Source organism: Bacillus sp. CGMCC 1.16541, from assembly GCF_003184905.1.
Classification (GTDB): domain Bacteria; phylum Bacillota; class Bacilli; order Bacillales; family Bacillaceae_H; genus Priestia.
This window is the reverse complement of sequence record NZ_QFRU01000028.1, coordinates 13,684-38,505: the sequence shown is the minus strand read 5'-3', so window position 1 is coordinate 38,505 and position 24,822 is coordinate 13,684. Positions and strand designations below refer to the sequence as shown.

The 24,822-nt window shown below is 37.1% G+C and carries 25 protein-coding genes and 2 pseudogenes; 22 read left to right on the top strand and 5 right to left on the bottom strand.

Going from position 1 to position 24,822, the window contains the following annotated elements:
- Positions 1–148 precede the first annotated feature (148 nt).
- The 5 genes and pseudogenes from DIS06_RS18000 to DIS06_RS17980 all read left to right on the top strand — a co-directional run.
- Positions 149–337, top strand: a pseudogene (locus DIS06_RS18000) (MFS transporter); the annotation flags it as partial.
- Positions 331–612, top strand: a pseudogene (locus DIS06_RS17995) (LLM class flavin-dependent oxidoreductase); the annotation flags it as partial. The pseudogenes DIS06_RS18000 and DIS06_RS17995, both read left to right, overlap by 7 nt.
- Positions 613–831: 219 nt before the next feature.
- Entirely contained in the window at positions 832–1,068 is a 237-nt protein-coding gene (locus tag DIS06_RS17990; protein WP_110114621.1) for a YuzF family protein, read from the top strand.
- Positions 1,069–1,221: 153 nt separating this feature from the next.
- On the top strand, positions 1,222–2,127 hold the full coding sequence (locus DIS06_RS17985) for a manganese catalase family protein (protein WP_110114620.1): 906 nt from the start codon (positions 1,222–1,224) through the stop codon (positions 2,125–2,127).
- 178 nt (positions 2,128–2,305) lie between these two features.
- On the top strand, positions 2,306–2,737 hold the full coding sequence (locus DIS06_RS17980; RefSeq protein WP_239422134.1) for a VOC family protein: 432 nt from the start codon (positions 2,306–2,308) through the stop codon (positions 2,735–2,737).
- Between the two features lie 34 nt (positions 2,738–2,771).
- Here DIS06_RS17980 and DIS06_RS20810 read toward each other — a convergent pair whose 3' ends face one another.
- A complete protein-coding gene (locus DIS06_RS20810; RefSeq protein WP_275425444.1) occupies positions 2,772–2,897 on the bottom strand; it encodes a hypothetical protein in 126 nt (41 codons plus the stop codon).
- Between the two features lie 351 nt (positions 2,898–3,248).
- Between DIS06_RS20810 and DIS06_RS17975 the strand changes: the two genes are divergently transcribed.
- On the top strand, positions 3,249–4,055 hold the full coding sequence (locus DIS06_RS17975) for a protein-glutamine gamma-glutamyltransferase (RefSeq protein ID WP_239422132.1): 807 nt from the start codon (positions 3,249–3,251) through the stop codon (positions 4,053–4,055).
- A 106-nt stretch (positions 4,056–4,161) separates the two neighbouring features.
- Here DIS06_RS17975 and DIS06_RS17970 read toward each other — a convergent pair whose 3' ends face one another.
- Positions 4,162–4,773 carry a hypothetical protein gene (locus DIS06_RS17970; protein ID WP_110114618.1) on the bottom strand — a complete coding sequence of 204 codons (612 nt, stop codon included), beginning with the start codon at positions 4,771–4,773 and terminating at the stop codon, positions 4,162–4,164.
- A 436-nt stretch (positions 4,774–5,209) separates the two neighbouring features.
- Between DIS06_RS17970 and DIS06_RS17965 the strand changes: the two genes are divergently transcribed.
- The 15 genes from DIS06_RS17965 to DIS06_RS17905 all read left to right on the top strand — a co-directional run bounded on the left by DIS06_RS17965 (position 5,210) and on the right by DIS06_RS17905 (position 20,806).
- Positions 5,210–6,130, top strand: coding sequence for a phosphotransferase enzyme family protein (locus DIS06_RS17965; protein ID WP_162596018.1), 921 nt, complete (start codon positions 5,210–5,212; stop codon positions 6,128–6,130).
- Positions 6,131–6,231: 101 nt separating this feature from the next.
- Entirely contained in the window at positions 6,232–6,903 is a 672-nt protein-coding gene (locus DIS06_RS17960) for a response regulator transcription factor (RefSeq protein WP_110114616.1), read from the top strand.
- Positions 6,900–8,249, top strand: coding sequence for a HAMP domain-containing sensor histidine kinase (locus tag DIS06_RS17955; RefSeq protein ID WP_110114615.1), 1,350 nt, complete (start codon positions 6,900–6,902; stop codon positions 8,247–8,249). The genes DIS06_RS17960 and DIS06_RS17955 overlap by 4 nt, the downstream gene beginning before the upstream one ends.
- A gap of 131 nt (positions 8,250–8,380) precedes the next feature.
- Positions 8,381–9,313 carry an ABC transporter ATP-binding protein gene (locus tag DIS06_RS17950; RefSeq protein ID WP_110114614.1) on the top strand — a complete coding sequence of 311 codons (933 nt, stop codon included), beginning with the start codon at positions 8,381–8,383 and terminating at the stop codon, positions 9,311–9,313.
- A complete protein-coding gene (locus DIS06_RS17945; RefSeq protein WP_110114613.1) occupies positions 9,291–9,992 on the top strand; it encodes an ABC transporter permease in 702 nt (233 codons plus the stop codon). Before DIS06_RS17950 ends, DIS06_RS17945 begins: the two co-directional genes overlap by 23 nt.
- Positions 9,993–10,727, top strand: a complete 735-nt coding sequence (locus DIS06_RS17940; protein WP_110114612.1) for an ABC transporter permease — start codon at positions 9,993–9,995, stop codon at positions 10,725–10,727.
- Between the two features lie 287 nt (positions 10,728–11,014).
- Positions 11,015–12,406, top strand: a complete 1,392-nt coding sequence (locus DIS06_RS17935) for a TldD/PmbA family protein (protein WP_110114611.1) — start codon at positions 11,015–11,017, stop codon at positions 12,404–12,406.
- A 1-nt stretch (position 12,407) separates the two neighbouring features.
- A complete protein-coding gene (locus tag DIS06_RS17930; protein WP_110114610.1) occupies positions 12,408–13,763 on the top strand; it encodes a TldD/PmbA family protein in 1,356 nt (451 codons plus the stop codon).
- A gap of 318 nt (positions 13,764–14,081) precedes the next feature.
- Positions 14,082–14,627: an RNA polymerase sigma factor gene (locus tag DIS06_RS17925; protein WP_162596017.1), complete on the top strand. Its 546-nt coding sequence runs from the start codon at positions 14,082–14,084 to the stop codon at positions 14,625–14,627.
- Positions 14,628–14,662: 35 nt separating this feature from the next.
- A complete protein-coding gene (locus DIS06_RS17920; protein WP_110114608.1) occupies positions 14,663–16,237 on the top strand; it encodes a peptide chain release factor 3 in 1,575 nt (524 codons plus the stop codon).
- A gap of 208 nt (positions 16,238–16,445) precedes the next feature.
- Complete coding sequence (locus tag DIS06_RS17915) at positions 16,446–18,125, top strand: choice-of-anchor I family protein (RefSeq protein WP_110114607.1); 1,680 nt, start codon at positions 16,446–16,448, stop codon at positions 18,123–18,125.
- A gap of 87 nt (positions 18,126–18,212) precedes the next feature.
- Entirely contained in the window at positions 18,213–18,362 is a 150-nt protein-coding gene (locus tag DIS06_RS20250; RefSeq protein ID WP_162596016.1) for a hypothetical protein, read from the top strand.
- Positions 18,363–18,502: 140 nt separating this feature from the next.
- The gene (locus tag DIS06_RS20245) at positions 18,503–18,670 is read left to right on the top strand and encodes a hypothetical protein (RefSeq protein WP_162596015.1); all 168 of its coding nucleotides are present in this window, start codon (positions 18,503–18,505) and stop codon (positions 18,668–18,670) included.
- Positions 18,671–18,759: 89 nt separating this feature from the next.
- Positions 18,760–20,139: an aspartate kinase gene (locus DIS06_RS17910; protein ID WP_110114606.1), complete on the top strand. Its 1,380-nt coding sequence runs from the start codon at positions 18,760–18,762 to the stop codon at positions 20,137–20,139.
- Positions 20,140–20,335: 196 nt separating this feature from the next.
- Positions 20,336–20,806: a YusW family protein gene (locus tag DIS06_RS17905; protein ID WP_162596014.1), complete on the top strand. Its 471-nt coding sequence runs from the start codon at positions 20,336–20,338 to the stop codon at positions 20,804–20,806.
- A 95-nt stretch (positions 20,807–20,901) separates the two neighbouring features.
- On the opposite strand, the gene DIS06_RS17900 is transcribed toward DIS06_RS17905, so the two are convergent.
- Positions 20,902–22,170, bottom strand: a complete 1,269-nt coding sequence (locus tag DIS06_RS17900) for a YeeE/YedE family protein (protein ID WP_110114604.1) — start codon at positions 22,168–22,170, stop codon at positions 20,902–20,904.
- Positions 22,171–22,345: 175 nt separating this feature from the next.
- Here DIS06_RS17900 and DIS06_RS17895 point away from each other — a divergent pair, with 175 nt between their 5' ends.
- Entirely contained in the window at positions 22,346–22,558 is a 213-nt protein-coding gene (locus DIS06_RS17895) for a hypothetical protein (protein WP_110114603.1), read from the top strand.
- A 118-nt stretch (positions 22,559–22,676) separates the two neighbouring features.
- Here the strand turns inward: DIS06_RS17895 and DIS06_RS17890 are convergent, their stop codons facing one another.
- Positions 22,677–24,032 carry a sensor histidine kinase gene (locus DIS06_RS17890; protein WP_110114602.1) on the bottom strand — a complete coding sequence of 452 codons (1,356 nt, stop codon included), beginning with the start codon at positions 24,030–24,032 and terminating at the stop codon, positions 22,677–22,679.
- Positions 24,029–24,700 (bottom strand): response regulator transcription factor, encoded by a 672-nt coding sequence (locus DIS06_RS17885; protein WP_110114601.1) that lies wholly within the window; start codon positions 24,698–24,700, stop codon positions 24,029–24,031. Before DIS06_RS17885 ends, DIS06_RS17890 begins: the two co-directional genes overlap by 4 nt.
- Between the last annotated feature and the right edge of the window lie 122 nt (positions 24,701–24,822).

Below are 24,822 nucleotides of genomic sequence, written 5' to 3'. Positions count from 1 at the left end.
ATCTGCATCAACCTTTTTATATAGGTACTTCTAGGTGCCTACCGTACTTAAAAGTGCTTACTTCTCTTTAAGAACTTTACGCTTCTTAATGAAGTGCAGATCGATGGATGAAAGGCGCCTTCGTTTATCTCGTAACATGAAATTACAATCGGCTGTAAACGTAACTTCAGCTTTAAATATTGCGGTATTTAACGTAGGGATTGCAATTGGGTCATTTGTGGGTGGACTTGTTGTCGATTCTATTGGTTTAATTCATACACCATGGATTGGAGCTATTATGGTAGCAGGAGCAGTTGTATTAACGGTCTGGTTACGTAGCCTTGAGAAAGAAGCGTAAAAATAATAAGACACCCGCTTCGTGTAGCAAAAGAGATTTCGACGATTGACCAACTATTTCTTGAACGGTTACTTTTAGGTGTGTCATCGGGAGATCGTTATGCCGATTTTGAAGCGTTACAGGTGTCTCATTCAAATCGCGGTGAATCTTTTGTTGAAGCTTTTCACTATTTGAATAAAGTACTTTATGAAGAGCTTCCAGCGATTCATTCTTCAAAAGGAACGATTCAAGGTGCCAATCTTGTTCCAAAGCCGACGACACGTATTCCGACATTTACAAAAATGTGCGTGTTAATCACTTGTTCTTCGCCTTGTTTGATAGTCAGCTTCCTGCAGAAGAAGTTATTCATGAATTGCTCCCCTATCTCCCAGCAAATAAAGCTTGAGGCTCGTTCCTTAAGCCTTTCTTCATATCGATAGGATAAAATCTCATTCACAATCATGGGCACTGTGCATAGACTAGAACGAATGAAACGAAAAGGAGAGGGTATACAGATGTCCTACGAACAAGATGAGAGAAACTACCAAGCTCCTCATATGGTCACGTTAGTGGATCCATATGTATTTGAAACATTGCAGTCGGTCAAAGGAAAAGAAGTGGTGATTGAAACGGTGCGAGGAAGTGTAAGAGGGAAAGTACGAGATGTGAAAGTGGATCATGTTGTGATTCAAGCAAAAGATTCTATGTTTTTTGTGCGTTTGCAACAGATTGTGTGGATCATGCCAGATTAATTAAATACGTCTATATATGTCAAAAAGCTTGATGCTCAATCAAGCTTTTTTCAGTTCTTAAACAAATACTTTAGTGCATGAAACAAGCTCGTTCTTACATACACCTTAATAGATGGTCATCCAAACTATAGCATATAACTGGAGGGAAGCCTCGTGTTTAAACGGATGGATAAACTGTTAATTGAATTGCCTGAGCCCAAAAGTCCAGATCCGAATGCAGCGGCCGCGGTACAAGAATTGTTAGGTGGAAAGTTCGGTGAAATGTCCACATTAAATAATTACATGTATCAATCGTTTAATTTTCGCTCAAAAAAGAAGCTGCGTCCCTTTTACGACCTAGTTGCTAGTATTACAGCTGAAGAATTTGGCCACGTAGAGCTCGTGTCAAATACGATTAACTTGATGTTAACAGGGACGACTTTCCCAGGCGATCCTGATATTGCCCCCATGCAAGATGCTAAAGATTTACGCAATACGTATCACTTTATTTCAACAGCACAAACAGCTTTTCCGTTTGACTCGATGGGAAAAGCATGGACAGGGGACAATGTATTTAATAGTGGAAATTTAATTTTAGATTTACTTCATAACTTTTTCTTAGAATGTGGCGCGAGAACTCATAAAATGCGTGTTTATGAAATGACCGATAATCCTGTTGCTCGTGAAATGATCGGCTATTTACTTGTGCGTGGTGGTGTTCACGTCGTTGCTTACGCTAAAGCTTTAGAAATTGCAACAGGTGTGGATATGACAAAACTTATTCCCATTCCAAACTTAAGTAATAAAGCATTTGATGCGGCGAGAAAATATGAAGATCAAGGTGTTCATCGCAAACTCTATACATTCAGTGATAACGATTATAAAGAAGTCACAAAAATTTGGAAAGGTCAGCATCCAGAAGATGGAGGTAAGTTAGAAGTCATTTTTGGTGCACCAAACGGGGCTCCTATTCCTGATTTAGATGAAGTACCAGAAGAATTCGCTCCTGGTATTGGCCCTGATGAATTTGCAGAAATTGCGAAGCGTCTTCAGCGATCAGCTGGATTGAAGGTAGATTAAAGAAAAGACATAACGATGAGAGCCCTGTTGTTAACAACGTTGACAAAGGGCCTTTTAGTTTTACGTAAGTGTGACCACCAAATAGAATGAGATGTATAAAACGAACGTATATTCTAGTTTTTCGTTCTTTTGTTTAATAATTCGTGGTATAATATGGATAACGATATAGGAGGGAGAGATGCAGGTGTTCAAAGTAGGAAGTATTTTCATCCCCGTTACAAACCTGGAGCAATCAGTGAAATGGTATGAGAAGAATTTAGGTGTTAAAAAGATTGCCGAGTGGAGAGAAGTGATGGACAAAGGTGTAGGATTTTATTTTCCGAACAGCCAAACACAACTCAGTCTTGTCGAAGTAACAGATTCTCAATCAACAGAGTTCACCATTCAAGGAAACAAGAGAAACGTCTATTTCAATTTGATTGTAGAGGATATTAAAAAAGCCTATCAACATCTTCAACAAAACAGAGTGCGCGTAACTGAACTAAAAGATAATGGGTGTATAAAAAGTTTTGAATTTTTCGACTTAGATGAAAATGTGTTTAGTGTTGTAAGCGAAGAAGAAAGCTCCCCGTTTCACGAAATTCAAGTAAGAAAGTTACAGCAACAATAGGCTTTTTCGTGAAAAAAGAGATTAGGAGCTCCACCTAATCTCTTTGACTATTAAGTTCACGTGCTTTTGCCATCTTTTTAATAAATGTCCCAATCAAACTAAAAAGCGCGACTGCAATCCCAATGACAGAGAGTGCACACATTAATAAGACTCCAAGCATGTTCTTCACTCCTAAAGTTCCAAAGTAAACTCATTTATATTATTTTAACATAACAAGTGAAGAATACGTCAACTACAGGTTCAAAGGAAGTATTCTTCAATCGTATGAATGAAAATATTAAAAATTTGTTTATCTATGTACAATAAAAAACAACCATCTCTTTTTCAGTAATGGCGCTCCTTTGCACGTTTTATTCATCACTATAATATAACGTATTAAAGGTGAAAGCTCATTTTCATCTATAACGGCAAGGATACCCCCACTTTAATCGTGTGAAGAAGGTCGTAGTCCAACGATAAGTGGTGGGGCGTTGACTCTTTAGCTTTCATTTAAAAAGGAGAGATGATATCGGTGATTCAAATAAATGGCGCAGTTATTAATCTAAGTCAGCTTCCACAAACAATTACAAGTAATGAAAACATGAACATTTTAGCGAAGATGCATACGCAAAATGACGTGTATCGCTATAATACGATGGAAGAATTAGAATTCGAAGTAAAATTGAGAGTTCAAATTGTAAAAGCAGCGAATTTACTTAATGAAAGTGGCGCAAAGTTTGCTAATTTCGCAAATTCAAAATGTAATGAAGAGTATTGGGAATTAACAGATAAAGGAGCGTTTATTCTTAAAGAGGATGTCTTACCCTCTACAGGAATTGAAGATATTTTTAAAAATGGACGATTATACGCTTTTGAATGTGCAACTGCAATTGTGATTGTTTTTTATAAGGCCATCTTGCAGTCAATCCATCGTACTCGATTTAACCAGTTGTTCTCTAATCTTTATTTATACGATTGGGAATACCATGATAATCTTGATTTATACGTTCATAAAGGAGAAGACGCTCTTCCGGGAGATTGTGTGTACTTCCAAAACCCTCAGTATGATCCCGAGCAGCCACAATGGAAAGGTGAAAATGCGATTGTGATTGACGATGATCGTTATTTTGGTCACGGAATTGGAATTCGTACTGGTGAAGAAATTATTTACTTTTTAAACACGAAAAGAAAAGAAGGAGCGACTAAATCTGCCTTTCTCGTACTAGAAAGTGTAAGGATAAACACGGAAAACCTAAGACCATTTCGAAACCTTCAGCGTGTTACTCCACATACAATGAGTATAAAAGCGCACGTAGGATCGACGTTATATATCATATAAAGCGGCCACTTAATCAGGAAGACGAACAGTTGATAGTTAGTTACCTAATTTATAGGTGTTAAGTGACTTCAATTGATCGTTTATTTTAGCGATCAGTCATCCATTTTTATTCAGTTGTTTCACTTTCTTTGTTTTTATAATAGAGCAACATGCTGTTCGTATCCACTTTCCAGACCCCATCCTCTTGGATAAGCATAACACTAGCTAAATTCATCATAGAGGATCCATAAGAGGTAGTAATGACTACTTTGCTTTCTCCTTCTTTTAACGGTTCAGCAGGCTTGATAGTTGGATGATTTGTTGTCACAGTATCATAAAAGCGATAGGTCATGGCCATGTCTTGAATAGATGATGACAAGTGCAACTGATATTCTACTTGAAATGCATGAAAGTCACCAAAAAGTGTACGGTTATAAGTGAGCTCATAAATAGCTTCATTATCAAATGTACCTGCTGAATGGAGGTATACTAACAAAATTTCTTCAGGCGTGAAGTTTTTGAGAAGGTGAACCTCTTTTTTGTGAACGAATTGATCATAGATTGCTCGCTTTTCATCACTTAAATCTTGCAAATAGGAAAAAGGTTTTTTCTCGTTGACTTGTTCGACAACCTCCACGCACTTCTCTTCAGAAGTGACATTTTGTGTGACAGGCTTATCATTGGAACAACTTATTAATGTACTTGATAAAGCAATGAACAAAACAAAAGCACGCTTCATATGTAACTCCCCTTTCATTTAGATTATACCATAAATTTCCTTGTTTTGTACGAGTCATTGGGGACGAAAGTAATTATTTTGTGAGAACTTGTTAAAAATGCTTTTCATACGTAGAAGGAAAAAACATAGTAGGGCTTGTTATTTAGTCGAAATAAAGTTTGAATGTAAAAACACTGTCTGTTTTTGTTGGAAAAATCAGATATCTTTCATCGTGTCTTTTGTTATAATAAATGTACACCTAATGTGAAGGGAGTTAGTTAATAGATAGATTAAGGTCAACAAAAAAGGAAATGCAGTAAAAAGAATGTTCATGTACCGTTCACACTTTCGCGCCAAAATAAGAGTGAAAGTGATCTTATATACGTTTGGAGCCGATTTTTTGAAGCACCTATGTGCGGTGCTTGTTTAGGATAGAGAACATATGGGAGGGATTAAAATGAAGCGTGTCTTACATAATTGGGGTATTGAAGACAGTGTTATTAATCAAATTAGTCAAAGTGTTTGTTTAGTGGAAGAACAGGGTGGACAGCGTTATATTTTAAAAAGAATGAGTGGAGATGTTGAAAAGATAAATGCGGAGCTAGAACTACTTTGTAATTTATCTTCACATGAAGTGAAAGTACAAAAACCAATCATGAATAAAGATGGAAAGTGGTCAGTGAACGATCAACATCAAGTATACGTTCTTTTTAACTATGTCGAAGGCTCTGCTCTACCATCAAATGATATTGAAACGATTATTGCGCATGGTAAAGAAGTAGGGGCGCAACTCGCTATCTTGCACCGGGAGTTAAAAGATATTCAGCAAACTCCTTTTTATCCAACGATCTATTTAAACAAGAAAATATGTGAGTGGGCCATCCCGCAACTAGGATCTAGCTTGAAATTAAAAGAGGAAACCCACCATATTTTTAAAAATGTCGAAAAAGGATTAAAAGCAGTATGTCCAAAGCTACCTGCGCAACTTATTCATCGAGATGCACATATTACAAATCTTATTTTTAACAATCAAAAATTGACAGGTTTTATTGATTTTGAAATTGTCGAACACAACATTCGTTTGTTTGATATTTGCTACTTCCTCACTAGTGTATTAGGTGAAGTGTACAAAGATGAACAAAAACGTGAAAAGTGGCTAGAGCTTGTAAAGGTGGTAGTCGGTGGCTACGAAGAAGTCGAAAATTTAACTGAAGAAGAACGTCAATCGATTTGGCTTGTGATGTGCAGCATTGAAATTATCTTTATTAGTTTCTTTAAAAATATTGAAATTATGGCAAGGCTAAATGAAGACATGTTGCATTGGATTTACAGTAAGCGTGACGAGATTTCAAATGTGGTCATAAAGCAAAAACAATAATCTAAGCCTAAAGGGTCATGAGCAATCATGATTCTTTTTCTTTTCTCTTGTTCCATTTTCTGTATAAAATAGAATAAGAGAATGTGCTGGGGGGATGTAAGTTGAATCGAGTATTATACATAGAAGATAACGAAGAGATTGGTAAGTGGGTAGAACAAGAGTTAATAAGAACAGGGTACGAAGTGTGCTGGTTAACAAGTGGAGAAGGCGCCATTGATAAAGCGGAAAAAGTAGATATTGTTGTATTAGATGTGATGCTTCCAGGCCTTGACGGATTTTCCATTGGAAAGCGTTTAAAAAAAATGGATGCTACCATTCCTATTTTAATTTTATCAGCAAGAACCGCATTAGAAGATAAAATTGAAGGTTTAGAGTTTGCAGATGATTATGTAACGAAACCTTTTCATCCTGAAGAGCTTATCGCACGCATTGAAGTGTTACTTCGCCGATTTAAAAAACATGAACAAAAAACGATTCATCTTGGGAATGTTACCTTTTATCCTATCGAGAGTCGCATTGAGCGTAGAGATACGAAAGAAGAAGTTTTATTAACAGGAAAACAACATCAAATTTTTTCATATTTCATTCAACACTTAAATCAAATCTTAACGAAAGAACAATTGTATGAAGGTGTATGGGGTGAATCTTACATAGAAGGAGATAAAACATTAATGGTTCATATTCGTTATTTGCGAGAAAAGTTAGAAAAAGACCCAGCAAACCCGGAAATTATTGAAACGATACGTGGTGTTGGGTATCGGGTGCGGGGATGAAGTTTCGTCAGTCATTACTAGCCAAATATTTAATTGTCGTTGTCGTGGCAATTTTACTTCTACCACTGTCAATTCCAACCCTGTCAATTCTCCTTTACATGCCACCTATCTTATATAATCAAGGATTGAAGCCACACGAAGGTCCTTCTGATTTTGAGAAAAAGTGGCATCAACAAGCAAAAACATTAGAAGGAGCAAGTGATGAAGAAGTCAATGCTTCGTTACTCGTATTTCAACAACGCTATCCTCACGCTGAGTTGTTTTGGGTCGATGAAAGTGGTGAAACGAAAGCTTCTTTTCCAAGAGATGAAACATTACCGAAAAGGTGGACAGTTGCACAAAGCATTCAATTCATGAAAGATAGTTTTGATTCCGATCCATTCACGGTCGTTGCATTTATTGGTGAGAATCAATCGAATGGGTTTATGGTATTGAAAATGGATCGAGAACATCTAAAACTGCCAATTGAACGCTTAGGAAAACAGTACGAATACATCTTTACAGGTGTTGTTCTCCTTGTGATGTTTTTATTTATTTTTTGTTCATGGATTTTCTTTCAACGGATTCGAAAACGTCTTGTCAGGTTGCAACATGCAATGGAGGAAAAAGGAGCAAATGGAATCCCTCATCCGGTTGAGCGTAAAGAACTAGATGAGATCGGTCAATTAGAAGAGTCATTTAATGTAATGATTATACAGTTAGAAGATAGTCAGCGTCGCTATCAAGAAGAAGAAACATTGCGCCGAGAGCTTATTATGAATTTATCACATGATTTGCGTACACCGCTGACAGCTTTAGGTGCACATGCATATAGTCTGCAAAAAGAAGAACTTTCAGAAAATGGAAGAGAGTCACTGGAACTCATTGATCATAAAGTTCAATTTATTAGTCATTTAATGGATAATCTTCTTTCTTATACACTTTTATCTTCTGGGAAATATTTGTATGAACCGAAGCGAACAGATATGGGAAGGCTTATTCGTCAATTCCTTGTTGGGTGGTACCCGATTTTTGAAGAGAAAAACTTCGATATTGACGTTTGGTTGCCAGAAGAAAAAGTCGAATGGACCATCGATTCAAAATGGATGGAACGTATTTTAGATAATTTGCTTCAAAATATTAATCGGCATGCTGCAGAGGGGAAATATGTTAGAGTGTCTCTTACTAAAACGACCTTAACTGTTGCAGATAAAGGTAATGGATTTTTAGCGGAAACAACTGAAAAAGGAGCTGGTGTTGGATTAGCGGTTGTCGACATGATGGTAAACGATATGGAACTAACATGGCGAATTGATTCACATGCAAGTGGAACAACGATTTACATTGAGAATCATATAGAAAGATAACGTATTGCGGACTGCATTCACTGAAGCAAAACTACTTCAGAGGATGCAGTTCGTTTTTTTAAACAAATTTTAACCTTTCCTTTTCCTTCGTTTTAACCTTGGGTGTCTACAATGAAAAAGAGGTGAGGAAGATGAGTTCTTTAATTGTTGAAACCAATCAGTTAACGAAAGAATTTAAAAGAATGAAAGTGGTAAATCGTATCAATTTATCAATTGAAAAAGGAGAGATTTACGGATTCTTAGGTCCAAATGGTGCGGGTAAAACCACGACCATCCGCATGCTTTTAGGTCTTGCACAGCCTACTAGTGGATCAATCAAATTATTTAATCAAGGACCGGAACAACATTTAAAAGCGAGACGAAAAATCGGCTCGTTAGTAGAGAGTCCTTCTTATTACGGACATTTAACAGGACGAGAAAATTTAGAAGCACTTCGAAAAATACTACAAGTTCCCACTTCACGAATCGATGAAGTGTTACAGATTGTAAAGTTGACGAAAGATGCCAATCGCGCTGTAAAAGGTTATTCCCTCGGAATGAAGCAACGACTTGGCATTGCTGCTTCCATGCTTGGAAATCCAGAGCTACTCATCTTAGATGAACCAACAAATGGATTAGACCCAGCTGGTATTCAAGAAATTCGTACTCTTATTAAAGAGATGCCGACACAATATGGCATGACAGTGTTAGTATCAAGTCACTTACTAAGTGAAATTGATCAAATGGCAACAAAAGTAGGAATAATCACAAAAGGAAACATGATTTTTCAAGATTCGATTGATGTCTTACGTAAAAAAGCGACGAGTCGTCTTTTATTAACCGTGAATGAGCCAGACCGAGCAAAAAGGTTACTGTTGTCAAAAGGTGTTGTGACGGATAGACAAAAACAGCAATTAAGTATGGAGTATATAGATCATGCGCAAGTAGCGAAGATCGTCTCGTTTCTTGTATCAGAACAAATAGATATGTACCGAATCGAAGAACAAAAAACATCGCTTGAACACATCTTTTTAGAGTTAACAAAAGAGGAGGAAGAAAAAGATGTTTCAAGTACTGCAAGCTGATTTGTTAAAGGTGAAGCGAAAAGGGCTTTGGTTTTTAGTCGTCCTTGGTCCTGTCGGAGTCATTGCGTTACAAATTGTCAATTACGGCATTCGTTATGAATACTTGATGAAACTGTTTCCGAACGTATGGGAAGGACTTTTGCATCAAGTGAATCTGTTTTTGCCAACCGCTTTGTTACTTGGCATTGCCATTTTAACGTCAATGGTCGCAACAATTGAACACCAGCAAAACGGATGGAAACAACTAATAAGTTTGCCGATTCCACGATGGACCGTCTTTTCTTCAAAATTCTTGATCGTATCCACGATGCTTGTTGTCTCATGTTTTCTTACGTTTGTTGGCACAGTTGGTTTAGGGATTGGATTAGGTTTTGAAAACATACCTTATGGTGCGATCATCAAGAATAGTTTTTATCCTTTGTTTGCCGGATTACCTGTTATAGCGGTTCAATTATGGCTTTCAATTGTATGTAAAAATCAAAGTATCCCTTTATCTGTGGGAATTTTTGCTTCCATCTTTTCTATGTATGCACATAATCTACCGAATTGGGTATTTTGGTTATGGCCTTATCTAGTTGGTTATGCAAATCAAACAGTCTATGTATATATCGGAATAGCGTTAGGGTTGGGTATTCTCATTATGGGAATAGTTGATTTTAATCGAAGGGATGTGCATTAAATGTTTTGGAGGTTACTTCAAGTAGAGTGGTTTAAAATGAACGGCTCGACATTATGGTCTCTCGTTTTTTTAAGTCCACTTACTGCTACTATTATCGGCTACGTAGCTGCTTCCAGAATGGATTTTGAGCTGCCGAACGACTGGTATGAGCCGCTTGTATTTATGGTAAGTATACACGCTGTCCTTTTTCTACCTCTTTTATCAGGTGTATTGGTGTCATTCATTTGTCGACATGAGCACCAAGCAGGGGGATGGAAACAACTGTTGTCTCTTCCTGTCAAACGCTCAACCGTTTACTTAGCAAAAGGATTTCTCATTTTTCTTCTTGTTGGTTGTATTCAAGCTCTCTTTTTACTTGGTTGGTTAGCTGTAGGTTTGTCACAAGGCTACACAGATCCACTTCCAATTACGTTAATGATAACAGTGTTCATTGGAGGATGGATGGCAATGCTTCCGTTAATAGGACTTCAATTATGGGTGTCGACGTCATGGGCAAGTTTTGGGGCACCGCTTGCGTTAAATGCTGTGTTTACGGTTCCAAATTTAATGGTGATTAATTCAGAACGAGTTAGCCCTTTCTATCCGTGGTCACAACCATTTATGTTAATGATGCCACAAGATCAAAGTGTAATCGGTTTTAATGCCTCACTTGGAACGTTAGCTTTAGTAATCGGAGGCAGTGCCACTTTGTTTTTTATCGGAGGTCTTCTTACGTTTGAGCGAAAACTTGTATGAATTCTGCAACGCTACAATTTATCCCAAAAGAAGGTTTGAAACAAGAAGGATATGAAGAGTTTGTTTCGCTTTTTCAGTAAAAGTACGCAATTGAAGTTGCGTGCTTTTTTTTGTTAGAAAGAAAGTAATGATTTACGAAAAATCAGTCATGCATGTCAAACTTATCACGACACCAATAACAAAGAGGATAAAGATGAATAAAAAGACAGGATAAAAATGTAAAGCTAGTATATACTAGCTTTATAGATTGAAAATTTAGATAAATTTACATAAACGGGGGAAGAGATATGCTCAATCAATCCTTAATTGAAGATGTGTTACACGAAGCGCTCTCAACAGGTGGAGACTTTTCTGAAGTGTTTGTAGAAGATCGATTTAATAATTTACTAACTCTTCAAGGAGGGAAACTCGAATCAAGTGTATCAGGAAGAGACTTCGGAATAGGGATTCGCGTCTTTAAAGGCGTTCAAAGTGTTTACGCTTATACGAATGATTCTTCTAAAGAAGGATTGTTAAAAGCAGCTCGTAACGCCGCGCAAGCGATAAAAGGACAAGGCCGTCAAACCATTTTACCGTTACGAAAAGAAGAGGTTCCAGGCATGCATCCTGTCTTACTTTTACCTCGCGAGGTTGAAAAGAGACGAAAAATTGACGTGATGAAAAAAGCATCAACAATTGCAACAAATTATCATTCTACAATTGAACAAGTAAAAGTGAGGTTAATGGATCAAGAGCAAAACGTGTTAATCGCAAACTCTGAAGGGAAATTTGTAGAAGATAAACGTGTGTATAATCGTCTTGCTATTGTGGCAGTAGCAGAAAAAGATAATCAGATGGAACAAGGCTTTTACGGACCGGGAGCACTTCAAGGATTTGAATTTATTGAAGGACTAGATTTAGAGCATTATGCAGGAGAAGCTGCTCGGATTGCTGTGACAATGTTAGAGGCAAAGCCGTGCCCAAGTGGAAAGTTCCCAGTTATCATTGATAACGAGTTTGGCGGTGTTATTTTCCATGAAGCATGTGGTCATGGTTTAGAAGCCACTGCTGTTGCAAAAAATCAATCCGTTTTCGCCAATCGTGTTGGTGAAAAAGTAGCGTCTGATCTTGTTACTTATATCGATGATGGAACGATCCAAAATGAGTGGGGATCTATTAATATCGATGATGAAGGAGAAAAAGCCCGCAAAAATGTATTAATTGAAAATGGTATTTTAAAAGGATACTTAATTGATAAATTAGGTGCAAGGCGAATGGGGATGAAATCGACGGGTTCAGGGCGTCGCGAATCGTATCGATATGCCCCAACATCACGTATGACGAATACGTTTATTGCACCAGGCACGTCCATATCGGAACAGATTATTGCGAACACGGAAAGTGGTATTTATGCCAAGTATATGGGTGGAGGTCAAGTAGACCCAGCAAGTGGTGATTATAATTTTGCAGTCATGGAAGCGTATAAAGTGGAAAACGGAAAACTAACAACGCCACTTCGAGGTGCAACGCTTATTGGAAATGGTGCGAAAACTTTACAGCTTGTAGATATGGTCGGAAACAATTTAGCTCATGGTGCAGGCATGTGCGGTTCTGTAAGTGGAAGCATTCCAGTTAATGTCGGACAGCCAATGCTTCGTGTGAGTGAAATGACAGTTGGTGGACAAAAGGGGGACGAGTAAGATGGAGTTAACACAGTTTAAACAACAACTCTTTAGATATGGGAAAGAGCAAGAATTTGAAGAGATGGAACTATCGTTTGAAAGTACAGATAAATTCTCTTGTCAAATTCATAAAGGGGAGCTTGATCAATATGATACATCGTTCGAGTCAGGAGTTTCGTTTCGTGGGTTATTTAACGGCAAAATGGGTTATGCGTACACAGAAAAGCTAGATAATCAATCGATTTTGTTTTTGGTCGAAAACGCGAAAGAAAATGCGTTCATTATTGAAGATGAAGATGAGGAAGCGATTTTTGAGGGAAGCCAATCGTATGAAAAGCTTTCGTTTCATTCTGATGAGTTAGCGAATGTTACGATTCAAGAGAAGGTAGATCTTTTATTAAAAGTGGAGTCGCTGATTAGAGAATCTGATCCACGTGTGATTGGTACCAACTATTGTATGCTTCAAACGGGAGAGCAAAAGCGAGTACTAGCGAATAGTAAAGGTCTGTCTCTCTCTGAAAAAAGTAACTATTTAATGATGTATATTGCTGTAATGGTGAAAGATGGAGAAGACGTGAAAACAGGTCAATATACAAAGTTAACAAGAGATTTTTCAGCATTGAATGCACAAGAGATTTCGCGTGAAGCGGTAAACGAAGCACTCTCATTTATCGCTGGCAAGTCTATTGCAAGCAAGACATACCCAGTTGTCTTACGTCGTGATGCGGCGGCTAGCTTACTTCACGTTTATTCTACGATCTTTTCATCTGAAGATGTGCAAAAGGGTTTATCTCGGTTAAAAGGGAAAGAAGGGGAAAGGATTGGGGTTTCAACATTGCAACTTGTAGATAATCCACTATTAGAAGAAGGATTTGCAAGTCGTACATTTGATAGTGAGGGAGTAGCCTCAACGAAAAGATACGTCGTTGAAAATGGCGTTTTAAAAAGTCTTTTTTACAATACAAAAACGGCGAAAAAAGAAGGGAAACAATCAACAGGTCACGCGTATAAATCTTCTTATAAAGGGACATTAACTGTAGCGCCATCAAACTTTTATATTGAAGCGACAGACACGTCTTATGAACAAATTATTGAATCAGTGAGTGAAGGAGTACTGATTACACATTTATCTGGTTTACACTCAGGAACGAATCCAATTTCGGGTGACTTCTCTGTTGCAGCGAAAGGTCATTACATCAAAGGTGGAAAAGTGGTATCATCTGTTACACAAATGACGATTGCAGGCAATTTTTACGAGTTGCTAAATTCAATTGACTTAATCGGCTCAGATATCGATTTTGCAATGGACTATGGTGGAGGGTATGTCGGCTCTCCAACATTAAAAATTAATCGCTTAGCAGTAACAGCTGAATAAAGAAAAGTCGCATCGAGTAAATTTGATGCGACTTTTCTTATCGTTTGCCTATTATATACGTTAACATTCGTAAAAAGTTCTGTTTAGGAATTATTTGTAAATGATGGCACTTCTGACACAAGACGAAAGAGGTAGAGATGTGCTATATTGAATCATATGTGTAAAAATGCTTCTATTTTTCTTTAAAATGGCTCTTAGCTAAGAAATGGTTGGAAATCGATTTTACCAATTAAACGTTAACAGGAGTAGAAATCGATTATTTATTATGACGAAAGCAGCCTTGAAAAATGAATAAAGAAAGGATTGACAATGGAGGCTATGGAACAACGTGTTCCTTTGGAAAAACTGAACATTTCTTCACCAAAAAAAATCATTAAAACATTATATATTCAATATAAAAAGTATGTAAGTACCGTTGCTTTTTCGTATTTTAGAAATGATGAACTTGTGGATGATATTGTGCAAGAAGTCTTTTTAAAAGCGTATATTCATTTAAGTCAATTTAAAAAGAAGTCAACGTATAAAACATGGCTCTATCGAATTACGATTAATGTATGTAAAGACTATGAAACAAAACAACGAACACGAGATAAATATAAGCCGAAGCTTACAAAGAACAAAGAAGAGTGGTTAGATGTATCTGCTGAAGAGTACGTAATTGAAAAAATCACAAGGCAAGACGTTAAGCTAGCTCTTTTGTCTTTATCCACTGTTCATCGTCAAGTTGTTGAATTGTATTATTTTAAAGGCTTTTCTATTCAAGAAATGAGCCAAAAGCTTGGATTAAATCCGTCTACTATTAAAAGTCGTTTACGAAGAGCGAAAAAAGGATTTAAAGAAACGTATGAGAGTATGATAAAATAGAGTGTCAATTGAGTAGAAATGAGGATTCATAAAACATGAGCAAACAAATTCAACAAGAGGTCGTAGATTCACGTCGTACATTTGCGATCATTTCCCACCCTGATGCGGGTAAAACGACATTAACGGAAAAGCTTTTACTATTAGGCGGCATGATTCGCTCTGCCGGAACAGTAAAAGGGAAGAAATCAGGAAAGTTTGCAACATCTGACTGGATGGAAATTGAAAAGCAACGTGGAATTTCTGTTACATCAAGTGTGATGCAGTTTTCTTATCGTGATCATCATATTAACATTCTAGATACACCAGGACATGAAGATTTCAGTGAAGACACATATCGTACATTAACAGCGGTTGATAGTGCAGTCATGGTTATTGATGGAACAAAAGGGATTGAAGCACAAACGTTAAAGTTATTTAAAGTTTGTCGCATGAGAGGTATTCCTATTTTAACGTTCATTAACAAGTTAGACCGTGAAGGAAAAGACCCACTTGAACTGTTAGAAGAAATTGAAGACGTATTAGGGATTGAATCGTATCCTGTAACATGGCCAATTGGTATGGGGAAACGATTCCAAGGGACGTATGATCGTTTTCAAAAGAAAGTGGAAGTCTATCAAGGAAATAAAGAATCTTATTACGTTGACTTTGATGGTGAAAACATTACAAGTGACGTAACAGAGCATGTAAATGAGCTTTATCTACCTGGATTAGTCGACGAACTTGCTTTATTAGAAGAAGCAGGAAATGAATTCTCAGTGGAAAAAGTAAAGCAAGGTTTATTAACACCTGTATTTTTCGGTAGTGCGATTGCAAACTTTGGTGTTCAATCATTCTTTGATGCTTTCTTACAATTAACATCACCACCTCAATCACGCGAATCATCGATCGGAACGGTTGCACCAACAGATGGTACGTTCTCTGGTTTTGTATTTAAAATTCAAGCGAACATGAACCCAGCTCACCGTGATCGTATCGCGTTTGTGCGTGTATGTTCAGGGAAATTCGAACGTGGAATGAATGTGACGCTTTCACGTACAGGTCGAAAAATGAAACTTGGACAGTCTCATCAATTTTTAGCCGCAAGTCGTGAAACCGTTGATGAAGCATACCCTGGTGATATTATCGGGTTGTACGATTCAGGAAACTATCAAATAGGTGACACGATTGTGGGAGATGGGACGTCAGCGTTCAACTTTGATGCCCTACCAAAGTTCCCACCAGAACTATTTGTAAAAGTACGAGCGAAAAATGCGATGAAGCATAAGCATTTTGAAAAAGGGATTACACAGCTCGTGCAAGAAGGAGCAGTTCAGCTTTATAAAACACCATACTTCGGTGATAATATTTTAGGGGCAGTCGGTGAACTTCAGTTCCAAGTATTTGAATACCGCATGAAGGCAGAATATGGTGTTGATATTGAATTTGTTCGTATGAAGCATGACATTGCAAGATGGGTAGACCGAAAGCAAATCAAAGATAACATGACAGACTCACGTGTTATGCTTGTCGAAGATCGAGATGAGCACGCCGTTTTATTATTTGAAAATGATTTCGTTTTACGTCTCTTCCAAGATAAGTACCCGGATGTCACGTTAAGCACACCACTGTAATAAATACATCAGTCAGAAAGCACTTTGTATATAGAGATGATCCTCTACATACAGAGTGCTTTTTGCATGTAGTGAAACTGTAAAATCCTTTACAAAACTTTACAAGATTTTTAGGGATATCCCCTAGAATAACGATGGTATCTTGGCTAACATTGTAGTTAAGAGAATTATTAATTTACTCATTCTACCTATAAGGAGCGATTGTGCGATGAAAAAGAAAAAGACTCTTTCAAAAACGTTACTTTCATCTATTCTAGGGGTTACTTTACTAGTTCCTTCTGTAATTACGTATGCCACATCTCCTGTTGAAGATAAAGCTTCTAAACATAATACCCGAACTCAATTAAATGTTTCTAAAATTGCTAGTTTTGATACAAGTTTAACTGATAAAGATGGAGGAGTAGCTGAAATTGTTAAATTTAACTCTGACAACAAAAAATTTTATTTAGTAAATGGTAAAGCACAAACCATCGATATCGTTAATATAGATCAAATGACACGAAATACTAATCAGAAATTTGAAAAAGAGAAATCTATTCAAATCGCAGATGCTGTAAATACAGATTCGTTCACATATGGTGATTTAACAAGTATCGATATTAACACAAAGAAAAAGGTTATCGTGGCAGCTGTTCAACATAAAAATTATCAAAAAGCAGGTAAGATTGTTGTGATGAATTATAACGGCGAAGTTCAACAAACGTTCGAAACAGGTGTTCAACCTGATATGGTCAAAATAAGTGAAGATGGCCGTTACATTTTAACTGCTGATGAAGGAGAGCTGAGAAGAGGGTTAGAAAATGGTGTGGATCCAGAAGGCTCTGTTACAATTATCGATCTTAAAAAGGGTGAATCACGTCATCTGAAATTTGATGACACTGGTGTAATTGACGACAATGTTCATATTCGAAATAACGGTTCAAAAGAAGATGCTGTACGTGACTTTGAACCTGAATACATTGCGCTTTCAGATGATGCAAAAACAGCATATGTGACACTACAAGAAAATAATGCGATTGCAACGATTGACGTGAAAAAAGGAAACATTTTATCTGTTCAATCATTAGGCTTCAAAGATCATTCCAAAAAAGGAAATGAACTAGATGCAGCACGAGATGGTGAATCAAATATGACGAACTTACCGATTTTAGGTGCTTACATGCCAGACTCCGTCGCTCATACAACTATTAATGGAGAAAGCTACCTCATTACAGCGAATGAAGGGGATGCAACTGAATGGGAAGAGTTTGAGAATGTAACAGATTTCGGGAAAATGAAGGATGAGATTACTTTAGATCACAAGCGTTACAAAGGAACGTCAAAGAAAAAGCTGCAACAATTATTTGACGAAATGAAAGGTAATCCTGCATATGATAAGTTAGAAGTATTAACAGATCGTGGTACGGATGCGATTTATACATTAGGTGGTCGTTCGTTTAGCATTTGGAAAGCAGATACAATGGAGCTTGTTTACGATAGTGGAAGTGACTTTGAAAACATCACAGCAAAACAATTTCCAGCTCATTTTAATGCTTCAAATGATGACATCGAAATGGATAAACGAAGTGCAAAAAAAGGGCCTGAACCAGAAGATGTAAAAATTGGTCAAATTGGAGACAAAACATACGCATTTATCGGCTTAGAACGAATTGGTGGTGTCATGGCATACGACATAACAAATCCGAAAAAGTCAACATTTGTTAATTATACAAATACACGTGATTTTTCAAGCCAAATAGCGGGAGATGTATCTCCTGAAGGTTTAGATTTCATTCCAGCTCATGTAAGTCCGACAGGGTTACCACTTACTTTAGTAGGAAATGAAGTGAGTGGGACAGTATCGATTCACCAGATGGAGAAGAAAACCCTCAAAGAAAACACCGAATAATGGTGAGCGGACTTTCTTCTGTGACCCAAGCATTGTCGCCATCGTTCCTGCATATAGTAAGTAAAAGGGTAAAAGAAGGGAACAATGATGGAGCAAGAGCAAAGAAAAGGGAGAAGAAAAGAAGTTGAATTAAGAGAGTTTGTGAAAATGCGAGTGTATCGGTTTTTAGCTACACTCGGTCTTGCGACAGCAGTCGGAACGATATTATATATCACATTATATTTATTTGGTAGATAAATAAACAATACTTTTTGTATCGGTTGCGTCAAAAGGGATGGTTGTACTCCTGTTGACGCAACTTTTTTGAGTGTTTTTGACTGGTGTTCATGATAAATGGTAAATACATAAAATGAAAACGTTTTAAAAGAGGTGTGAGTATGTTAACGCTAGAGCGACATCAATTGATCTTAGATTTAATTGGTTCATTTATTACGGTAGTTATGATAGGATTGCTAAAAAAAAGAAAAATTGAATCATGGATTGTACATAAAGAGTGGACAAATGTTCACCCTTTATGTACAATTGGATTAATTTTAGATGAATAGTTAGAAAAATTAGACATCATACTTTTCACAAATGAAGAGTATGATACAATAGTCTAATATTAAAAAGAGAGTAAGGAAGTGTCGTAAAAATGAAGGTTGCGAAATTTGGTGGGAGTTCTGTAGCAAGTGGGGAGAAATTTAAACAAGTAGCAAAAATTGTAACCAGTGATCCAGAGCGACGTGTTATAGTTGTGTCAGCCCCTGGTAAGCGATTTAGTGAAGATATGAAAATGACAGATATGCTAATTGCCTTGGCATCGAAAGTACAATTAGGCGAAGATTATATGAATGAGTTTGGTCAAATTGTTGATCGTTACCGAGACATTGCGACTGAACTAGATATGTCACCTGAGATTCTGTCTGACATTATGGCAAACTTACAATCCATTATTGATATACATAAACATGACTCATTCCGCTTGCTTGACTGTATCAAAGCAAGTGGTGAAGATAACAATGCTAAATTAATGGCTGCATATTTTAAACATTTAGGTCATGAAGCGTACTATGTAAATCCAAAAGAAGCAGGAATTTTCGTAACCGATGAACCAGGTAATGCACGAGTATTGCCACATTCATATAACGAAATTGCGAAACTGAAAGAGCGCACCGGTATTTTAGTTGTACCAGGCTTCTTTGGTTATTCAGAAGACGGAAACATGGTGACCTTTTCAAGAGGCGGTTCAGATATTACCGGTTCAATTTTAGCTGCAGGTGTAGAAGCAGAACTATATGAAAATTTTACAGATGTGGATTCCATCTATAGTGTTGATCCACGAATTGTTAAAAATCCAAAAGAAGTGAAAGAAGTTACGTATCGAGAAATGCGTGAGCTTTCATATGGTGGGTTTTCTGTATTCCATGATGAAGCGTTAGAGCCAGTTTATAAATTAGGCATTCCTGTATGTGTCAAGAACACCAACAATCCAATTGCGCCAGGTACGTTTATTTTACCAAAGAGAAAATATAGTGATACACCCGTTGTGGGAATCGCTGGAGATGCAGGATTCTGTAATATTCACGTAAGTAAATATTTGTTAAACCGAGAACTGGGCTTTGGTCGCCGATTACTTCAAATTTTAGAAGATGAAGGTATTTCATACGAGCATACACCTTCTGGAATCGATAATATTTCAGTCATTATGCGTGAGCATCAATTAACACCTGAAAAAGAAGAACGCATATTTTCTCGTATTCAAACAGAACTTGAAGTGGATGAGTTATTTATTGAACGAGATTTAGCCCTCATTATGGTCGTTGGTGAAGGTATGAACAGTTCCGTTGGGATCGCGGCAAAAGCGACAGAAGCGTTAGCGCGCGCAGATGTAAACTTAGAAATGATTAACCAAGGGTCATCTGAAGTAAGTATGATGTTTGGTGTGAAGAGTGATGCTGTTCCAAAAGCGGTAGAGTCTCTTTATAATGCGTATTTTAACAATGTATACTCCATTTCCTATACAAATAGCTAAGAACAGTTAAGACAACATCAAAAGAAGCATTAGTCACGCCCCTTGCTTACAACATTCATGGGAAAATGGATGAGTGAGCAAGGTTTTTTTTATGTAAATCTCCTTTACTGTTTTCTTATTCTAGTCTAGTGTGGTTGAATAGAAATTTGACTACAGGGTATAAAAATAGTAAGCAGTTAGATAAGGAGGAATGGAAATGAAAAAAGGTCTTACAATGGTTAGTTTACCTTTTGCAGCGATGATATTTATGACAGCTTGTAACAACGATGAAGTTCAGTCTCCACCGCCGGAACAAGAAATGCAAGAAGGAACAAATCAAAGTACTATGAATGCATCAAATAGTACAATGAATTTTACAGAGTTTGATTTAGAAGTGGATTATAAGGGCATGAATAACGAATTTGATGCTGAATACGAAAAAGAAGCAAATGAAAAAATCGAAGCAAAAATGGAAGACAAGCAAAACGACAAAAAATTAGAAGGTGACAAAGCATACGAAGAGCTTGCACCTAAGTTAGAACAATTAACATTTGATCAAAATACATCAGATGAAGATGTGATGAAAGAAGTGTTAAAAACGTTTGACCTAAAAGAAGACTTTCAAAAGTTTGAATTAGAAGTGACGTTTAATGATGGAACGAAGAAAGAGTATAAAATGGATAAATAACATCCATTGCTAACAAAACTTCACATGTCATACAAACACAACATCCCTTGCTTACAAATAATGAGCAAGGGGTGTTCGTTTAATGTGATTGAAAGTTAGCAAACTGAATCATTCGGTTTTGGATTTGAAAGGCCGAATAGCGGGCGAATGAAGAGAGCAACATATGTTCCGAGCATCGCCATGACCATCCATACCCATCCGTGCAAACTAAATGACGCAATTCCTCCAAAGTAAGCACCGATGTTACAACCAAATGCAAGACGAGCACCGTACCCCATCATTAATCCTCCAATTAATGATGATGCTGCTACACCTTTGCGAATCTTTTTAAGAGCAAAGATTCCTGCAATACTTGATGCTAAAAATGCACCGAGTATAATGCCGAAGTTCATCACACTTGTTGAATCAGCAAGTACGGATTGAGTAAGAGCATTGGCGTTTTGAGGTTGTTGCCAGTATCCCCACTGTGTTACATCAAGGCCAAAGAATCCTCCGATTTTAGCACCCCATAATGCAAAAGCTGAAGTAATTCCCCACGGTTGACCACGAACAGTAAGTGTAACCGCATTTAACACAGCTAATACAATGGCTGCGACTAATAGAGGCCAAGAACCACGGAAAATACGTTTCCAACCTTGAGTCGTTGGAAGATTTTTCATCTTTGGTGGATTTTTCTTTTTAGAAATGTAAAGCGTGAGTAAGAAAATAAGCCCAAATACAATCATCTGAACGAACCATGCGCCAATGTAACCTAATCCTGTATGTTCAGCTAGAGAAATAGCAGGAAGAGATGGCATGTCGTTCATCCAAAAATCAAAGTGTGCTGTAGCAATAACTGAACCGACAATAAATGCAGGAAGGGTAATCCACATAGATGAGCTACCTCCACCAAGTGAATAAAGAGTTCCTGATGCACACCCATTTCCAAGCTGCATGCCAATTCCAAAAATAAACGATCCGACTAGTAAGCTGACGCCTACTGGAGATACATAGCCAGCCGGTGTTGCACCTGTAAAGGTAAAGCCGCTCGATAAAATGAGTGCAAATAATGTGGTCGCAACAGCAAGCATGACCATATGGGCTTGTAATGCTTCCCCATTTCCAACAGCCATTAACCGACGGAATGCAGATGTAAATCCAAAGCGTGCGTGAAATAGTGTAAACCCAAGTAACAAACCAAGAATAAATAAAACACCTTGTACAGATCCTTCAGAACCGACAATTACACTTCCTAATAAAACAGATGCTACTAGTCCTGCGGCTACAAGCATCTGTTTCGGTTGTTTTAATGAAGGAGCCGATAAAGGATTCGCTTGTGTATTTTTAGATGTTTGTTGTTTCACAGTCGTTGTATTCAATATCATCACCTTTTCCTATGAAAATAGTAGGTTTTTATTATAACATGTCATGTTAAAGATTCAAGTTTAAATACTTCATCTACATTTCATGATTATATTACATAAAAAATTCCACGTGTGCACATTACTAGTGAAAAGAAGCGTGTTTATAAAGCGTTGTAAATCACAAGGAGTGTGACAGATGTTAGAGTTGTGGAGAATGTATGCGATGAAAACATTGGGAATTGTGTCAGCCATTAATATTGTAGCAGGAGTATATTTAATTGTGACGTATTTAGATAAGTCGCCAATCTATAAAGTAGGGTTTGGAAGTGCGCATGTCGGAATTACAATTGCTTCTATGTTATTAATTTACAAAGTAGGGGAATATGTTGTTCAGTGGTATGAAGGTTAATATTCAATAATGATCGTTCAGTAGGTTTTCTTTATTATTTTCACTAACAAAAAATGTTTTAATCAAATGAAAAGCGATGCTAAAGAGTGAAAAATCACTTGAATTAGCACCGCTTTGCTTATTTATCTGTAAAAAGTGGGATGTTAATATGAAAATCAACGCCATTTCTGTTGTTTTCGGCCCAAATGGTCGCATAATGATAAGCCACAACTCGCTTAACAATGCTAAGTCCAATTCCGAATTCTCCTTTAACCCCTTTATGAAAAGGTTCAAATAATGTTTCAAGTACGTGAGGTTCGATAGGAGGGCCATCATTGCCAATCGTCAACTTAGCATAATTTCCATCTTTTTTGAATGAAATACTAATCGTTGTTTTTGCGTAGCGCAACTGATTTTCTAGTAAATTTTCCATTACTTTCGACCATTGTTCTCGATCTCCCTTTATAAAAAGAGAACATGCATTTACATGCCAATCTAAGTCAGGGCGTGTCCAACGAAAGCGTTCCACAACTTCCTCAGTTAATGTAGAGAAGTTAAAAGGTTCCCCCTCAACTTTTTTCGTTGCTAAATAATCTAACTTCGTTAAGTACAATAAGTCTTTAATTTTCTTTTCAAGCCTTTCTGCTTCGTCTTCAATGACTTGAACTGTTGAATGTAAATCTCCTTTCGGATAAATGCCATCTTGAATAGATTGCGAGTAACTTCTAATCACCATGACGGGTGTTTTCAAGTCATGAGAAATATTTTGAAGAAGTGCTTGTTGCGCTTCATCTTTTTTTACAAGCCGTTCGCGCATTTGTTCAATAGATGCACCTAACTTTCCAATTTCATCGTCCCGATTTACACTTACAGGCTCATGCCAATCTTGCTTTGAAATGCGACGAACATGCTTTTCTAACACAACGAGTGGCTTACTTAAATATTTAGCGAGCCAGATGGATGGAATCCAGCTTAATAAAAATACAATTGTCATAATAAAAAGTAGCTGTTTAAATAATGTTTCGACTAAATCATTTCGATATGAATCCCATGAATAAGATAGTAAAAAGGCAGGTTGTCCATTGACTGTGACTTTTTGAATGACATAAAAAAGTATTTTTTCACCGACATTCATCGAATAGCGTTCAATTGCGCTTTCTTGAGTTGCTGCTGCTAATTGAATTTCACGTAATACCTCAATAGGCAAAGTTCGAGAAATTAACGGAATATTTAAGTTCTCAGGTAAAAAAACATGATGCACAGAACGATTTCGAAGAGGTACATTGTCATTTCCACCGAAAAAATAGCCTTCACTTTGATTAGGTAGTCCATATTCCTTTAAAATCAATTGTTCGTTTTCGATTGTTCGATACATTTCATTTGTAAAGAAGCTTCGTAATGTCGTTGGAAATAAAATGACGAGCAAGAGTGAGATCACGAGTAAAATGGCAGAAATAACAAGCCATATTTGAAACGTTAATGGTTTGTTTCTCATCCCTTTGTCATCCTATAGCCGTAACCGTAAATGGTTTCAATGCGTAAGTGTGGCATCTTTTTTCGTAAACGTCGAACGAGATCATCCACAACTCGGTCTGTACCAAAGTAATCTTCTCCCCAAATTCGATTTAAAACTTGCTCGCGAGAAAATGCTTGACCTTGATTTTTGGCAAACAACAACACAAGATCGAACTCTTTTGATGTTAAGTCAAGTTGAACATGGTCATCTGAAACGGTTCGGACTGCAGTATCAATTGTATAGGGCGAGAGAGAAAGACGAGTTTCTGTCTTAGTAGAATCACCGTACACTCTCGCTAATAACTTTTGAACACGAATAATCAATTCTCTAGGTAAAAAAGGTTTTGCTAAATAGTCATCGCTACCCATTTCAAGGCCAAGCACTCTGTCAATGTCTGCATCTCGAGCGGAAATAAAAATAACAGGTACGTCAGTAGAATGAGCTTTAATTTCGCGAATGAGCTGATAACCATCTAAGTCAGGCAACATAATATCTAAAATCCACAAATGTGGCTGTTTATGTATCGAGGCACGTGCATCTTCTCCTGTTAAAAAAGACGTAACAAGCCATCCTTCTTTTTCTAAATAAAGAGTTAACACTTCATTTAAATTTTTTTCATCTTCCACAAGGTAAATTTCATAAGACATGATTTTCACACTCCTCTAACACTTCATAGTCATTATACTACGGTGTGTCTTTAGAAAAGAAGCATTTCACAATTTCCCATAATGTTTTGATACTTTTCCCAAATTGTTTCGGTATAGTAAGA

Bases quoted from the DNA above. Each gene is read 5' to 3' on its own strand.
- DIS06_RS17990 (WP_110114621.1), top strand. From the start codon at position 832: ATGTCCTACGAACAAGATGAGAGAAACTACCAAGCTCCTCATATGGTC.
- DIS06_RS17980 (WP_239422134.1), top strand. From the start codon at position 2,306: ATGCAGGTGTTCAAAGTAGGAAGTATTTTCATCCCCGTTACAAACCTG.
- DIS06_RS20810 (WP_275425444.1), bottom strand. From the start codon at position 2,897: ATGCTTGGAGTCTTATTAATGTGTGCACTCTCTGTCATTGGGATTGCA.
- DIS06_RS17970 (WP_110114618.1), bottom strand. From the start codon at position 4,773: ATGAAGCGTGCTTTTGTTTTGTTCATTGCTTTATCAAGTACATTAATA.
- DIS06_RS17965 (WP_162596018.1), top strand. From the start codon at position 5,210: ATGAAGCGTGTCTTACATAATTGGGGTATTGAAGACAGTGTTATTAAT.
- DIS06_RS17955 (WP_110114615.1), top strand. From the start codon at position 6,900: ATGAAGTTTCGTCAGTCATTACTAGCCAAATATTTAATTGTCGTTGTC.
- DIS06_RS17950 (WP_110114614.1), top strand. From the start codon at position 8,381: ATGAGTTCTTTAATTGTTGAAACCAATCAGTTAACGAAAGAATTTAAA.
- DIS06_RS17945 (WP_110114613.1), top strand. From the start codon at position 9,291: ATGTTTCAAGTACTGCAAGCTGATTTGTTAAAGGTGAAGCGAAAAGGG.
- DIS06_RS17940 (WP_110114612.1), top strand. From the start codon at position 9,993: ATGTTTTGGAGGTTACTTCAAGTAGAGTGGTTTAAAATGAACGGCTCG.
- DIS06_RS17935 (WP_110114611.1), top strand. From the start codon at position 11,015: ATGCTCAATCAATCCTTAATTGAAGATGTGTTACACGAAGCGCTCTCA.
- DIS06_RS17930 (WP_110114610.1), top strand. From the start codon at position 12,408: ATGGAGTTAACACAGTTTAAACAACAACTCTTTAGATATGGGAAAGAG.
- DIS06_RS17925 (WP_162596017.1), top strand. From the start codon at position 14,082: ATGGAACAACGTGTTCCTTTGGAAAAACTGAACATTTCTTCACCAAAA.
- DIS06_RS17920 (WP_110114608.1), top strand. From the start codon at position 14,663: ATGAGCAAACAAATTCAACAAGAGGTCGTAGATTCACGTCGTACATTT.
- DIS06_RS17915 (WP_110114607.1), top strand. From the start codon at position 16,446: ATGAAAAAGAAAAAGACTCTTTCAAAAACGTTACTTTCATCTATTCTA.
- DIS06_RS20250 (WP_162596016.1), top strand. From the start codon at position 18,213: ATGGAGCAAGAGCAAAGAAAAGGGAGAAGAAAAGAAGTTGAATTAAGA.
- DIS06_RS20245 (WP_162596015.1), top strand. From the start codon at position 18,503: ATGTTAACGCTAGAGCGACATCAATTGATCTTAGATTTAATTGGTTCA.
- DIS06_RS17910 (WP_110114606.1), top strand. From the start codon at position 18,760: ATGAAGGTTGCGAAATTTGGTGGGAGTTCTGTAGCAAGTGGGGAGAAA.
- DIS06_RS17905 (WP_162596014.1), top strand. From the start codon at position 20,336: ATGAAAAAAGGTCTTACAATGGTTAGTTTACCTTTTGCAGCGATGATA.
- DIS06_RS17900 (WP_110114604.1), bottom strand. From the start codon at position 22,170: ATGATATTGAATACAACGACTGTGAAACAACAAACATCTAAAAATACA.
- DIS06_RS17895 (WP_110114603.1), top strand. From the start codon at position 22,346: ATGTTAGAGTTGTGGAGAATGTATGCGATGAAAACATTGGGAATTGTG.
- DIS06_RS17890 (WP_110114602.1), bottom strand. From the start codon at position 24,032: ATGAGAAACAAACCATTAACGTTTCAAATATGGCTTGTTATTTCTGCC.
- DIS06_RS17885 (WP_110114601.1), bottom strand. From the start codon at position 24,700: ATGTCTTATGAAATTTACCTTGTGGAAGATGAAAAAAATTTAAATGAA.